At 62.7% G+C, this 13,131-nt stretch carries 12 protein-coding genes; 10 read left to right on the top strand and 2 right to left on the bottom strand.

Annotated features, from left to right (window positions below; genetic code table 11):
• Positions 1-157: 157 nt before the first annotated feature.
• The 3 genes from ybgF to ftsH all read left to right on the top strand — a co-directional run bounded on the left by ybgF (position 158) and on the right by ftsH (position 4,725).
• Entirely contained in the window at positions 158-1,285 is a 1,128-nt protein-coding gene (gene ybgF, locus FJ958_RS23310; protein ID WP_140745844.1) for a tol-pal system protein YbgF, read from the top strand.
• A complete protein-coding gene (gene tilS, locus FJ958_RS23305) occupies positions 1,285-2,691 on the top strand; it encodes a tRNA lysidine(34) synthetase TilS (RefSeq protein WP_140745842.1) in 1,407 nt (468 codons plus the stop codon). Before ybgF ends, tilS begins: the two co-directional genes overlap by 1 nt.
• A 105-nt stretch (positions 2,692-2,796) precedes the next feature.
• Entirely contained in the window at positions 2,797-4,725 is a 1,929-nt protein-coding gene (gene ftsH, locus FJ958_RS23300; protein WP_140745840.1) for an ATP-dependent zinc metalloprotease FtsH, read from the top strand.
• 147 nt (positions 4,726-4,872) lie between these two features.
• Here ftsH and FJ958_RS23295 read toward each other — a convergent pair whose 3' ends face one another.
• Both FJ958_RS23295 and FJ958_RS23290 read right to left on the bottom strand, forming a co-directional pair.
• Positions 4,873-5,331, bottom strand: coding sequence for a hypothetical protein (locus FJ958_RS23295; protein WP_140745838.1), 459 nt, complete (start codon positions 5,329-5,331; stop codon positions 4,873-4,875).
• A gap of 229 nt (positions 5,332-5,560) precedes the next feature.
• The gene (locus FJ958_RS23290) at positions 5,561-6,397 is read right to left on the bottom strand and encodes a hypothetical protein (RefSeq protein WP_140745836.1); all 837 of its coding nucleotides are present in this window, start codon (positions 6,395-6,397) and stop codon (positions 5,561-5,563) included.
• A 367-nt stretch (positions 6,398-6,764) separates the two neighbouring features.
• On the opposite strand from FJ958_RS23290, the gene glmM reads away from it, so the two are divergent.
• The 7 genes from glmM (at position 6,765) to FJ958_RS23255 (ending at position 13,118) form a co-directional block, all read left to right on the top strand.
• Positions 6,765-8,117 (top strand): phosphoglucosamine mutase, encoded by a 1,353-nt coding sequence (glmM, locus tag FJ958_RS23285; RefSeq protein ID WP_140745834.1) that lies wholly within the window; start codon positions 6,765-6,767, stop codon positions 8,115-8,117.
• A gap of 240 nt (positions 8,118-8,357) precedes the next feature.
• Complete coding sequence (locus tag FJ958_RS23280) at positions 8,358-9,191, top strand: outer membrane protein (RefSeq protein ID WP_140745832.1); 834 nt, start codon at positions 8,358-8,360, stop codon at positions 9,189-9,191.
• 218 nt (positions 9,192-9,409) lie between these two features.
• On the top strand, positions 9,410-10,183 hold the full coding sequence (locus tag FJ958_RS23275; RefSeq protein WP_140745830.1) for an outer membrane protein: 774 nt from the start codon (positions 9,410-9,412) through the stop codon (positions 10,181-10,183).
• 181 nt (positions 10,184-10,364) lie between these two features.
• Positions 10,365-10,559 carry a hypothetical protein gene (locus tag FJ958_RS23270; protein ID WP_140745828.1) on the top strand — a complete coding sequence of 65 codons (195 nt, stop codon included), beginning with the start codon at positions 10,365-10,367 and terminating at the stop codon, positions 10,557-10,559.
• 13 nt (positions 10,560-10,572) lie between these two features.
• Entirely contained in the window at positions 10,573-11,259 is a 687-nt protein-coding gene (locus FJ958_RS23265) for a hypothetical protein (protein ID WP_140745826.1), read from the top strand.
• A 387-nt stretch (positions 11,260-11,646) separates the two neighbouring features.
• Positions 11,647-11,883 (top strand): hypothetical protein, encoded by a 237-nt coding sequence (locus FJ958_RS23260; protein WP_140745824.1) that lies wholly within the window; start codon positions 11,647-11,649, stop codon positions 11,881-11,883.
• 59 nt (positions 11,884-11,942) lie between these two features.
• On the top strand, positions 11,943-13,118 hold the full coding sequence (locus tag FJ958_RS23255; protein WP_140745822.1) for a phosphoserine transaminase: 1,176 nt from the start codon (positions 11,943-11,945) through the stop codon (positions 13,116-13,118).
• The last annotated feature ends 13 nt before the right edge of the window (positions 13,119-13,131 follow it).

Below are 13,131 nucleotides of genomic sequence, written 5' to 3'. Positions count from 1 at the left end.
GTTTGGGAAAGGCGGCCGTGAGGCCGCCTTTTTCACATATGGGCAGCGGAAACAAAATTTGGCCGAAGTCTCGCGCCCTGCTATGAGCCGAGGGCGCTTGGCTGGTCCCACCCTGATTGGAAGGCGCGAACAGACTAACGACATACGCGAGAGGCACATGCATTTGAGATCGGTTCTGAGCGGCACGCTTGCGGCGCTACTCCTATCAGGCGTCACCGCCCTGGCTAGCGGCCTGGGGGCTGATGGCAAAGCGCAATCGACCGACAGCGGCTTTTCCTTCCATCTGCCCAGCATCGAACTGCCCAGCCTCTTCGGCGAGAAGAAGCAGCAGGACCAGGTTCAGCTCGCGCAACAGTCGAACGGCGCGAGCGCGACCGGGCTCGAGGACCAACTGCGCCAGATGAACGGCAAGATCGAAGAGCTCAATTTCCAGATTCTGCAGATGCAGGAGCAGATCCGCAAGCAGCAGGAAGACAACGAGTTCCGCTTCCAGCAGCTCGAAGGCGGCGCGCAAGGCGGGCAACCGGCCGGACAGAAGAAGTCGCAGGCGGCACCCGCCGGCGGCGACAACAGGGTGGCCGAGGCACCGGCCACGCAGGCGCCGGCCGATACCGGCAACCGGGCCGCCAGTCCGTCGTCCGGCGGCCAAAGCGTCGAAGACGTCATCGTCGAATCCTCCGATGGCGACCCCGGCAAGGTGATCCCCGGAAAGGGCGCGCCGGAAAAGAATTTCGGCACCATCACGGTCGACAAGAACGGCAATGTGGTCGATGCCGGCGGCAGCACCCAGGCGACCGTGCCGGCGCAGGATACCGCTGCGGCCACCAGTGCTCCGGCCACCAACGCTCCGGCCAAGGCCGGAAAGCCCAACGGCACGGTGGTCGCCGCGCTGCCTTCGACAAAAGACCCGGAAGAGCTTTACCGCAATTCCTACCAGTTCATCCTGTCAGGCGACTACAGCACCGCCGAACAGGGGTTCCGCGACCATATCTCTCGCTTCCCCAAGGACGCCAAGACGGCGGACGCGCATTACTGGCTGGGTGAATCCCTGCTCGGCCAGCAGAAATACCGTGACGCCGCCGAGGTCTTCCTCGCCGCCAGCAAGGACTATCCCAAGGCCAAGAAGGCTCCCGACATGCTGTTGAAGCTCGGCGTGTCGCTGGTCGGCCTCAAGCAGCACGATGTTGCCTGCGCCACCTTCAGCGAAGTCGGCAAGCGCTACCCCGATATCTCGAATGCGCTCAAGGAACGCGTCAAGCAGGAAAAGGCCCTGGCTGCCTGCTGATGCTCGATCCCGAGCCTGATCTTTCGACAAGACTTCTTTCGCATATCGATTTTACCAGCGGCGCCGTTGCGGCCGTATCCGGCGGCAGCGACTCGACCGCCCTGCTCCTCCTCCTCAAACAGTATCTCGACCGAACCGCGCCGTCCGCCAGGCTGCTTGCGGTGACGGTCGACCATGGCCTGCGGCAGGGTTCGGCAGCCGAGGCGCAAGCCGTGGCCAAGCTTTGCGCGGAACGCGGCATCGCCCACCGCACCCTGGTCTGGTCCGGGCGCAAGCCATCCACCGGTCTGCCCGCCGCGGCGCGGGAAGCGCGTTACCGGCTGCTGGCGGGGGCGGCGCGAGGGGAAGGCATGGGCCTGATCGTGACTGGCCATACCGCTGACGACCAGGCCGAGACAGTGCTGATGCGGGAAACCCGCGAAGAGGGCGTGGGCCGTGACAAGGGAGCGGGCCGCGAGGAGGGCCGTGGCCTTGCCGGCATGGCGCCGGCCACCCTTCACGACTGGCGCGAATGGATCGTGCGACCGCTTCTAGGCACGCGGCGCGCGGCGCTTCGCGACTTCCTCAGGCGCCAGAATGTCGGCTGGGCCGACGATCCGACCAATGCCGACAAGACCTACGAGCGGCCGCGTCTGCGCGCGGCACTTGAGGGGGATGCCGGCGCGCAGCGCGTGGATGGCGCCCTGGCACTGGCGGCACGGGCGGCCTTGGACCGCACGCAGCTTGGCCTGGCCGCTGCCGAAGTCATCCTTCGCTTTGCCCGCCAGCCAGCAACGGGGCTCATCAGACTCGATCCGGCTCTGCTGCGCGCCGACGAGGACCGCGCGGCCGTCTACGCCTTGCGCATTCTCCTGGCGACGTCGGGCGGGGTTGCCTATCTGCCGGACAAGGCCCGCGGCGAGGCGTTGTTCGGCCGGCTAAAGGCCGGATTTCTTTGCGCCACATTGTCGCGGACGGTGGTCGATTTCGGGCGTGCCGGCATCTTCCTGCGCCGTGAGATGCGCGGCTTGCCGCCGGCGGCCGCCGTCCTCGACGCCGCCGTCTGGGATGGGCGTCGCCAGATCACATTGAACGACGGCAACGGCGCATTGTTGATCGCGCCGCTTGGGGCAGCGGCGGCGAAGCGGCTGGCGACCGGCGAAGGCGAGACGCCGCAAAGCCTGATACGCGCGGCGTTGGCGGCCGAGCCCGCAACGCGGCAAGCCCTTGAGAATCCTGATTCGGCGCCGGACTGGTCGGTATCGCCGGGGTTTGAGGCGCGGCCGGTCGTTGCTCCCTTTGCGCGCTTCCTGCCGTCTTTCGATCTGGCGCCGGCGCGGGCCGCGGCCTTGTTGGTCGGCGCGCCACCGGTTCCAGCGCCGCCATTCGCCGGCCATACTGCCGGCCGATCATGGGCGAAAGCTTAACCCACACGTGCTGTTATGCTTGGCAAGGGGAAGTGCTCTCCCTATGTTAAGCCCAAGTTTCCTCTCATGACGCGTGTCCGCCCGCGGACGCCAACGGGACAATTGATGAATCCGAATTATCGCAACCTCGCGCTCTGGGCGATCATAGCGGTCCTGCTCATCGCCCTGTTCAATCTGTTCCAGACGCCGCAGACGCGCGGGGCTTCGAGCGATGTGCCTTATTCGCAGTTCCTGCAGGATGTCGCGGCAGGCCGGGTCAAGACGGTGACCATTGCGGGCGCCCGCATCACCGGCACCTACACCGACAATTCCAGCGGCTTCCAGACCTATTCGCCCGGCGATCCCTCCCTGGTCTCGCGGCTGCAGGACAAGAACGTCACCATCAATGCGCGCCCTGAAGCCGACGGCTCCAATTCGCTGTTCGGCTATCTGATCTCCTGGCTGCCGATGATCCTCATCCTCGGCGTCTGGATATTCTTCATGCGCCAGATGCAGTCCGGATCCGGCCGCGCCATGGGTTTTGGCAAGTCGAAGGCCAAGCTTCTGACCGAGGCGCATGGCCGAGTCACCTTCCAGGACGTCGCCGGCGTCGATGAGGCCAAGGAAGACCTGGAAGAGATCGTCGAGTTCCTGCGCGATCCGCAGAAGTTCCAGCGCCTCGGCGGCAAGATTCCGCGCGGCGTGCTGCTGGTCGGCCCTCCCGGCACCGGCAAGACGCTGCTCGCCCGCTCTGTCGCCGGCGAAGCCAACGTGCCGTTCTTCACCATTTCGGGTTCGGATTTCGTCGAGATGTTCGTCGGCGTCGGCGCGAGCCGCGTGCGCGACATGTTCGACCAGGCCAAGAAGAATGCGCCCTGCATCATCTTCATCGACGAGATCGACGCGGTCGGACGCCATCGTGGCGCCGGTCTCGGCGGCGGCAATGACGAGCGCGAGCAGACGCTGAACCAACTGCTCGTCGAGATGGACGGCTTCGAATCCAACGAAAGCATCATCCTGATCGCCGCCACCAACCGTCCCGACGTGCTCGATCCGGCGCTGCTGCGTCCGGGCCGTTTCGATCGCCAGGTCGTGGTGCCGAACCCCGATATCGTCGGCCGCGAGAAGATCCTCAAGGTTCACGTGCGCAACGTGCCGCTGGCGCCCAATGTCGACCTCAAGGTCGTTGCCCGCGGTACGCCCGGCTTCTCCGGCGCCGATCTGATGAACCTCGTCAACGAATCGGCGCTGATGGCGGCGCGGCGCAACAAGCGCCTCGTCACCATGGCCGAGTTCGAGGACGCCAAGGACAAGATCATGATGGGCGCCGAGCGCCGCTCTTCGGCCATGACCCAGGCCGAGAAGGAGCTGACCGCCTATCACGAGGCCGGCCACGCCATCCTGGCGCTCAACGTGCCGTCGGCCGATCCGCTGCACAAGGCGACCATCATTCCGCGCGGCCGCGCTCTCGGCATGGTCATGCAGTTGCCGGAAGGCGACCGCTATTCGATGAGCTACAAGTACATGATCTCGCGTCTCGCCATCATGATGGGTGGCCGGGTGGCGGAGGAGTTCAAGTTCGGCAAGGAGAACATCACGTCCGGCGCTTCCTCCGACATCGAGCAGGCGACCAAGCTGGCGCGCGCCATGGTCACGCGCTGGGGCTTCTCCGACAAGCTCGGCCATGTCGCCTATGGCGACAACCAGGAGGAGGTGTTCCTCGGCCATTCGGTGGCGCGCACGCAGAACATCTCGGAAGAGACCGCGCAGATCATCGACGCCGAAGTGCGCCGGCTGATCGACGATGCCTATTCGACGGCCAAGGCGGTGCTGACCAGGAAGAAGAAGGAATGGATCGCGCTGGCGCAAGGCCTGCTCGAACACGAGACCCTGTCGGGCGACGAGATCAAGCAGCTGATCGCCGGCCAGAAGCCCGCGCGCGACCTTGGCGACGACACGCCGCCCAGCCGTGGTTCGGCCGTGCCGAAATCCGGTGGCCGCCGCAAGAAGGGTCCCGAGCCCGAAGGCGGCATGGAGCCGCAGCCGCAAGGCTAGGTACCGGACGTACGTAGGAGCATCATCCTCGGACTTGACCCACTGCTGTCCAATCCGCTTAGCTGGACAGCAGTGGAATAAGCCCGAGGATGACTACTCGTTGTCTGCGGGCGAATGGTGAATAGCCATATCCGCCGTGTTCGATCTTTATGACTCAGCTTTCAGCCGCGCATTGCAGAGGCTGTAATAGCCGCCACCCTTCTGGATCCAGCGAAGGCCGTTCAGCGTACCTGCGTCCTTGTTGCCGTGGTAACCCTGCAGGCAGGTCTTCATCCGTGCCTTCGCGGGTTTTTCGGTCTTGAACTCCGCGGCGAGGGTGGTCGGGAATGTCACGCCCGCCGGCGCTACCGTGGGGGCGACCGCCGCGCTGGTTTCCTTTTTCGGCTGCGGCTCGGTCTTGACCATATCCGCGCTGACACTGTCCGCAGCGGGCGTCGCACATTTCTCCTTGCGGAAAGCGGCCCAGTCCATGCCGTCCAGAGTGCCGCCTTCCTTCGCTGCTCTATAGGTTTCTCCGCATTCCTTCATAGTCAGTGCGCTTGCAGGGGCGGCGCCCCACGCGATCAACGCCGTCACACCCAATATCGCCAACTTCAAACTGGACATAAACCCTCCCGGTTGCTAACGAGTCCGATGTCTTTTTGTATACTGTTTGTTCCTTATATGTTCAATCGGAATCTTTGCGAGTTACTCTGGCGGAGGGAAGTGCGTTGATGATGCCGGTCCCTCCCGCCAGATGCCGATGCGAGCAGGGGCTGCGGCATCTTCGCGAGCAACAAAAAAGGCCCGCGCACGTCACGGTGCACGGGCCTTCCCTCTTCGAACAATTAGGCGATCAGCTCTTCAGCTTGGCATTGCACAGGCTGTAGAAGCCACCGCCCTTCTGGATCCACTTCAGGCCGCCAAGTGTCTTGGCGTCCTTGTTGGCATAGTACTGCTCAAGGCAAGTGTGCATGCGTCCCTTGGCCGGCGTCTCGGTGGCGAATTTCGGCGAGATGGCGGTCGGGAAAGTCACGCCTTTCGGCGCTGCGACAGTCGGCTTTGCCGGTTCGTTGGTGTAGGTCGCCTCGCTCGGAGCCGGCGCGGTATCGTCTTCGGAAGCGCTGGCGCCGCATTCGCTCTTGCGGAAGTCGTTCCACTTCATGCCCTTCAGCGTGTTCGCCGTCTTGGCCGCCTGGTACTTGGTGCTGCACTCGGCCATGCTCAGACCCTTGCCTGTGGCGGCCGGTGTGGTGGTGGTCGCGGCCTTGGTGGTCGCCGGTTTGGTGGTGTCAGCGGCGGCGGATGCGCCGGCGCCGCATTCGGCCTTGCGGAAGTCGTTCCACTTCATGCCGTTCAGCGTGCCGGCCGCCTTGGCCGCCTGGTACTTGGTGCTGCATTCCTTGGCGGTCAGGCCCTTGGCCGTGCTGTCGGCAGCTGCGGCGGCAGCCTTAGTGGTCTTCGTGTCTGCTGCCTTGGTGTCAGCCGGCTTGGTGGTCGCCGTCGCCGCGGCATCGGTGCCGCATTGTGCCTTGCGGAACTGGTTCCATGTCTGTCCGGCAAGTGTCCCCGCATCCTTGGCGGCGTTATACTTAGTGCTGCACTCGGCCATCGTCAGCGCGTTGGCTGGCGCGGCCAGAAACAACGTCACAACGGCAAGGCCGGTCAGAGTGGCAAGTCGGTGGATGAGCATAGCGTTTCTCCGTTGCTGCAGCCCATTAATACGTCCCAGCAAATCAATAGCGCTCAACGGTCGGTTGCGCCAGATGCCAAGTGAGGTATATATCGGCGGAAGCCGGTTTTCCCGATAAGGTGATGAAATCATTGTTCCTTACCGGTCCGAAACAAGGTTTTCCGCGTGCATATGCGCCGGATGGCTCGCAAAACTGGTACATTGCGGTGTCTGAGAGCCGTCATGCTACGTTGCAGCCATGTTGTGTGCGGTGCACAACAATGATTTTCTAAGGATTCGTAACATATAATCACACAATGTGATCATGGCGCGGGAGCCAATTGTGGCATGACGTGCCGGATAAGAACAATCGGGGATACCGACTAGCATGGCAGGAAATTACTTCGGCACGGACGGCATTCGCGGGCGCGCCAACAAGTTTCCGATGACCGCGGAAGTCGCCATGCGGGTCGGCATGGCCGCCGGCCTTTCATTCCAGCGCGGCAGCCATCGCCATCGTGTCGTTCTGGGTAAGGACACCAGGCTTTCCGGCTACATGATCGAGAATGCAATGGTGGCCGGGCTTTGCGCCGCCGGCATGGATGTGTTCCTGCTCGGCCCGATTCCGACGCCCGCCGTCGCCATGCTGGTGCGGTCGCTGCGCGCCGACATCGGCGTCATGATATCGGCTTCGCACAATCCCTATTACGACAATGGCATCAAGCTGTTCGGCCCCGATGGCTACAAGCTCTCAGACGAGATCGAAGAACGCATCGAGAGCATGCTCGACAAGGATATCGAACTGGCACTCGCCGATTCGGACGGGCTTGGCCGCGCCAAGCGCGTCGACGGCGTGCATGACCGCTATATCGAATTCGCCAAGCGCACCTTGCCGCGCTCGATGTCGCTTTCTGGCCTCAGGATCGTCGTCGATTGCGCCAATGGAGCGGCTTACAAAGTCGCGCCCGAGGCACTGTGGGAACTCGGCGCCGAGGTCGTGGCCATCAATGTCGAGCCCAACGGCTTCAACATCAACAAGGAATGCGGTTCGACCCATCCGGCCGGCTTGCAGAAGAAAGTGCATGAAGTGCGCGCCGACATCGGCATTGCGCTCGACGGCGATGCCGACCGGGTCGTCATCGTCGATGAAAATGGCGTCATCGTCGATGGCGACCAGATCATGGCGCTGATCGCGGAGTCCTGGCACCAGAGCGGGCGGCTTGCCGGCGGCGGCGTTGTCTCGACCGTCATGTCCAATCTCGGCCTCGAACGCTTCCTCGGCGACATGAAGCTGCAATTGCATCGAACCAAGGTCGGCGACCGCTATGTGGTGGAGCATATGCGCGCGCATGGGCTCAATGTCGGGGGCGAACAGTCGGGCCACATCGTGCTGTCGGATTTCTCCACCACAGGTGACGGCCTGGTGTCGGCGTTGCAGGTGCTGGCCTGCATCAAGCGGCAGGGCCGGCCCGTCAGCGAACTGTCGAAGAAGTTCGAGCCGGTGCCGCAGATCCTGAAGAATGTCCGCATCGCCGGCGGCAAGCCACTCGAGGAAGCCCCGGTCAAGGCCGTCATCGAGGATGCACGCCACCGTCTCGGCAAGGCCGGGCGGCTGGTCATCCGCCCGTCCGGCACCGAGCCGCTGATCCGTGTCATGGCTGAGGGAGACGATCCGCAACTGGTCGAAGCCGTCGTCAACGACATCGTCGAGGTCATCTCCGAGACCCGCAGCGCCGCCTGATCCCCGGACCCCGGCAGGACGTCAAGCCCCCCCTGGTTTGCATCTAAGCCCGCCCTCCCGGCGGGCTTTTTCGATGGCTGCATCCAGTTCCCGAAATGGTCATCGGATCCACGGGTTGTAGAGATTCGTGGTTAATCGACAGGGTTAAACGGCTTTTAACCTTTGCAATTCATTATCCACGCCTGAAAGCCAATCTTATTCGGGCGCGATCGCGCTCCGAGGTTCCCAGGGGTGACAAGCATGTTCAATACAGCAAGAAAGGCCTTGTTTGCCGCGCTGTTCGCGGGCCTGGCCTGGCCGGTGTTCGCGGCCGACCTTCCAGAACCGGTGGTCGAAGAGGCCCCGCCGCCGGTCTACGAGCAGCCGGTCGATGTCGGCGGCTGGTATATCCGTGGCGACCTCGATTATCACAAGTCCGATGTGCGCGGCATCGACTACATGACTTACACCGTCGACCCCTGTAACTGTTCGGTCACGCCGGGCAGCAAGAGTTTCGACTATGGCAGGCTCAAGGGCGGTTTCTCGCTCGGCGGCGGCGTCGGCTACAAGATCAACGATCATTTCCGCACGGACCTGACCGCCGACTACTGGTTCAAGTCGAACTTCAACGGCGGTACCTCGGATATCAACGGGACTTCAACCGAAGTGTCGAAGATGAGCGCCTTGCTGCTGCTTGCCAACGCCTATGTCGATATCGGCACCTGGCACGGCATCACGCCCTATGTCGGCGCCGGCATCGGCGGCGCGCGCGTCAAGTGGGATGATGTCTACGACCCGAACACCACCGAGCATAATCCCGGAGCATCGAACTGGCGCTTCGCCTATGCGCTGATGGCCGGCGCTTCCTACTGCCTGACCGATAAAATCATCCTCGATGCGGGCTATCGCTTCTCGCATATCCAGGGGGGCCGCATGTTCGAGTGGGACGTGACCAGCTCGGGCCCTGGCTTTGACCGGGGCATCAACACACATGAAGTGCGCGGTGGCTTGCGCTATCAGTTCGGCGGCAACAATGGGTGCGCCGCACCTGTTGTGGCCTACCAGCCCGAACCCGAGCCGGTCTACACCAAGTAAGACTTTCCAGCTCTGATGGTTACGAACCGCCCGGCTCAGCCGGGCGGTTTTCGTTCGGGCGGTCTTTCGCCAGGTGGCTTGAAGATGAGTTTCCGTTCGAAATCAAATCGCTAACGCTCTGTTAGCCTTAACCGTGACTTAACCACTATGGTTAACAATGCTCCCTGAAACGATGGCGGCCGCCGTGATCGCAGGCGCCAAATCCGGGAGTCGGGACCATGACACTCACATCGCGTATCGTGCTGGCGTTTGCCGGACTCGGCCTTTTGCCACTGACACCGGCACTCGCCGCCGACTACGATCCGCCCATCTATGTCGACCAGGCGCCTGATTACGTGCCTGTCGAAGTCGGCTCGGGCTGGTATCTGCGCGGCGATGTTTCGTATCTGGCGCAGAAGAGCTTCAAGAACGAGGATTTCGCCTTTACGCCTGCCAGCTTCGACGACAAGGAAGATCCGGTCTTTGCCAGCATCGGCTTCGGCTATCACTTCACCGATTATCTGCGCGCCGATCTCAATTTCGGCTACCTGCCCGGCAACAAGATCGGCGTCGGCTATGACGATACCGCGATCGTAACGCCGCCGGCAACTTCGACCGTCGCTTCGGCGTCCCTGAAGAATTACGCCTTCACGGGCATGCTCAACGGCTATGTCGATCTTGGCACCTATGTCGGGATAACTCCTTACCTCGGCGCCGGTGTCGGCGTCGTGCGCAGCACGCGCAAGCTCTCGGCGAGCTATTTCACCAACAATGGCGACCCCACCGACGATTTCGTCCAACGCGACGACAAGACCCAATACTCCTTCGCCTATACGCTGAATGCCGGCCTTGCCTATCAGGTGACCAAGAACGTTTCCGTCGACCTGGGCTATCAGTACTTCTCCGCCCCCAGCGCCGAATATGTGACGGCAGCAAGCCTGACCTCCTTTCCCGTTCACAAGGGGATCAGCAATCACCAGGTCAAGCTTGGGCTGCGCTACGACCTCTGGTAGGCTCCGGGCGCACCAGGACTTTGACGGCGGATCCCCGCCGCGGTCCGCGGCAGCGCCGAGCGTGATCGAGGCGACCGTTGACCCGTAGGTGATGCCGTCGCTAGAGAACTTCACGTCCCATGAGCCATGGCCGTTGGAAACGTTAACTGGTTATTGGCCGGTCCTCGATTAGCATTCGCTTATGGAAACCATTTTTGACGATCTCACCGAGGCCGTGAAGGCATCACAAAGGAGCCCCAGGCTCGGCATTGCGCTGGCGACCTTTGCCATCCTCGCTGCCTGTGTCGGCGTCGGCTTAGCTATCAAGAGCCCGGGTCACCACGATCAACTGCCAACCGTCGATATCGGCCAGATCCTTCATCCAGGCGTGGTTTGATCGGTCTCAGAAATTGATCGCGCCGCTGATGTGGATCACCCCCCTTGCCATCATCCTGTTTGTCAGCGCGGTCATTGCAATCATCGCGCCGTTCGACGTGATGTTCACCGCGGCGACGTTCGGATCGCCTGTCCTACGAGCAATCCTTATCGCGGTGCTGGTGCTGGCTGGAGCGTGGGCTGCAAACAGCGCCGGCCTCAGGCTGCTGACGGGGCAGATCGGCTCGGTGTTGATTGGAGCAATCGCGGCTGTTCTCGTCGCCGGCTATGTGGTTGCCATCGATTGCTACCTGTTTCGGAGCTCGCTTCCGGCCTCATACGTTCAGTTCTTTGAACAGACACCGCTTGCCGCTCGCCTCGCCTACTTCATGCTTCGGGCGTTCAATGAGAATGTGATCTACCGATTGTTCGTCTTCTCGATGGCCCTTTGCCTGCTGTTGATGGCCAGGCCGCAAGGTCTGGCGCCGACCGTGATCCTGGCCGTCATGGTCGCCACCCAAGCGCTCAATATCGGCTTGAACGTCACGGCGCTCTCGCCAGACCCGATAACACCGGTGACGCTCTCCTACGAAGCTCTGCGGTATATCGTGCCAGGCGTGATCTGGGCCTGGCTTTTCTGGCGGTTCGGATTTATGGCCGCAGAGGTCGCCTCCGTCGGCTGTCACATCTTCCTGCAACCGGCGCTGGGTGTGCTCCTCTAAAGCCCAAGCAGTTGGAGCGCCGAACGTCGCGGCTCCCGCCGCCTTATGTGCGCACACAAATATCTGGACTTGCGCCTGGGGCGCGGCGTTGGCCCGGTCGAAGCTCAAAGCCCCGCCGATATGGGGCTGAGAGTGAGGTCGTCGGTAGTAGTTGCTCCTGCCGTCTCGAAGTGGCAGGCCACGATGCGGTGATTGCCGGTGAACCGTTCGTACCGGCGTCTTCAATGACGGTGTCGGCGCCAGTGTAGTTTTCGGTCCAGCCGGTGATTGTCGGCTCGCAAACGCCGATAGCATCACGCAGCCGCTCACCTTGGTTTCGATGTCGTTGAGAGCAATGGTGGTGCTGGTGGCCCGCGAGGCTGTCACTACGTCAACTGGGGCGCGCTGATGCTGTTGTTAGCCCGATACCAGACCGTCGCGATCTCGATCGCCGCGCTCGACTGGTGGCAACAGGCCGTTGTGCCGCCTATCGCGATGTCACTGTCCGCACGAACAAACGCCGAACTGCCTGTGTCAGATTTGTGCCACTTCTCGGCGCCGGTTCCGACTTCGTTCTGCAAGATGGAGCACGAACCTGCATGGCAAGATGCGGCAGGGCTTGCGCTTTTCCCGGCCTTCCGGTAATGCGGCGAGTGGGCCACCCCTCCCCAACGAGGGGCCACTATCTGGAAGGATAGACCACGATGACGACTCCCACGAAGCCCGGACTCCGTCCGGCAAATCCCAATTTTTCCTCAGGTCCTTGCGCAAAACGCCCCGGCTGGTCGGTCGAGGCACTTGAAAACGCCGCGCTCGGGCGTTCCCACCGTGCCAGGATCGGCAAGACCAAGCTCGAACAAGCGATCGAGCTGACACGGGAAATCCTCCAGGTTCCTGCCGGCTACCGCATCGGCATCGTGCCGGCGTCGGACACCGGCGCGGTCGAGATGGCGCTGTGGTCGCTGCTCGGCGAGCGCGGCGTCGACATGGTCGCCTGGGAGAGTTTTGGCTCCGGCTGGGTCACCGACGTGGTCAAGCAGCTGAAACTCGCCGATGTGCGCAGGATCGAAGCTGGCTACGGCGAATTGCCGGACCTGTCCAAGATCGATTTCGACCGCGACGTGGTCTTCACCTGGAACGGCACCACATCGGGCGTGCGCGTGCCGAACGGTGATTTCATTCCGGCCGATCGCAAGGGGCTGACCATCTGCGACGCCACCTCGGCGGCTTTCGCGCAGAGGCTCGATTTCGAGAAGCTCGATGTCGTCACCTTCTCCTGGCAGAAGGTGCTGGGCGGCGAGGGCGCGCATGGCATGCTGATCCTCAGTCCGCGCGCAGTCGCGCGGCTGGAAACCTACAAGCCGGCTTGGCCGCTGCCGAAAATCTTCCGCCTGACCTCGGGCGGGAAGCTGATCGAAGGTATCTTCAAGGGCGAGACCATCAACACGCCGTCAATGCTGTGCGTCGAGGACTATCTCGATGCACTGAGCTGGGCGAAGTCGATCGGCGGTCTGGATGCGCTGATCGCCAGGGCGGACGCCAATGCCGCGGTTCTCGACGGTTTCGTCGATAAATCCGCATGGCTCGGCCATCTCGCCGTCGAGCCCGCGACGCGATCGAACACGTCCGTATGCCTGTCCTTCACCGACCGGCAAGTCGCAGCACTTGACGCGGACGGGCAGGCGGCGTTCGCCAAGGCTCTCGCCTCGGTGCTCGACAAGGAAGGCGTTGCCTACGACATCGGCTCCTATCGCGACGCGCCTCCCGGCCTTCGCATCTGGTGTGGCGCGACGATCGAGACTGCCGATCTCGAAGCGTTGCTGCCCTGGCTCGACTGGGCCTTTGCCGCGCAGAAGGCGTCGCTGAAAGCGGCTGCCTGAGATTTCCGTGGCG

Origin of the sequence: Mesorhizobium sp. B2-3-5 (genome assembly GCF_006442395.1) — a bacterium.
Classification (GTDB): Bacteria; Pseudomonadota; Alphaproteobacteria; order Rhizobiales; family Rhizobiaceae; genus Mesorhizobium.
The sequence above is the reverse complement of the archived record's forward strand: the minus strand, read 5'-3'. Positions and strand labels throughout refer to the sequence as shown.

Bases quoted from the DNA above. Each gene is read 5' to 3' on its own strand.
- FJ958_RS23260 (WP_140745824.1), top strand. From the start codon at position 11,647: ATGCTGTTGTTAGCCCGATACCAGACCGTCGCGATCTCGATCGCCGCG.
- FJ958_RS23295 (WP_140745838.1), bottom strand. From the start codon at position 5,331: ATGTCCAGTTTGAAGTTGGCGATATTGGGTGTGACGGCGTTGATCGCG.
- tilS (WP_140745842.1), top strand. From the start codon at position 1,285: ATGCTCGATCCCGAGCCTGATCTTTCGACAAGACTTCTTTCGCATATC.
- glmM (WP_140745834.1), top strand. From the start codon at position 6,765: ATGGCAGGAAATTACTTCGGCACGGACGGCATTCGCGGGCGCGCCAAC.
- FJ958_RS23290 (WP_140745836.1), bottom strand. From the start codon at position 6,397: ATGCTCATCCACCGACTTGCCACTCTGACCGGCCTTGCCGTTGTGACG.
- FJ958_RS23255 (WP_140745822.1), top strand. From the start codon at position 11,943: ATGACGACTCCCACGAAGCCCGGACTCCGTCCGGCAAATCCCAATTTT.
- ftsH (WP_140745840.1), top strand. From the start codon at position 2,797: ATGAATCCGAATTATCGCAACCTCGCGCTCTGGGCGATCATAGCGGTC.
- ybgF (WP_140745844.1), top strand. From the start codon at position 158: ATGCATTTGAGATCGGTTCTGAGCGGCACGCTTGCGGCGCTACTCCTA.
- FJ958_RS23280 (WP_140745832.1), top strand. From the start codon at position 8,358: ATGTTCAATACAGCAAGAAAGGCCTTGTTTGCCGCGCTGTTCGCGGGC.
- FJ958_RS23275 (WP_140745830.1), top strand. From the start codon at position 9,410: ATGACACTCACATCGCGTATCGTGCTGGCGTTTGCCGGACTCGGCCTT.
- FJ958_RS23270 (WP_140745828.1), top strand. From the start codon at position 10,365: ATGGAAACCATTTTTGACGATCTCACCGAGGCCGTGAAGGCATCACAA.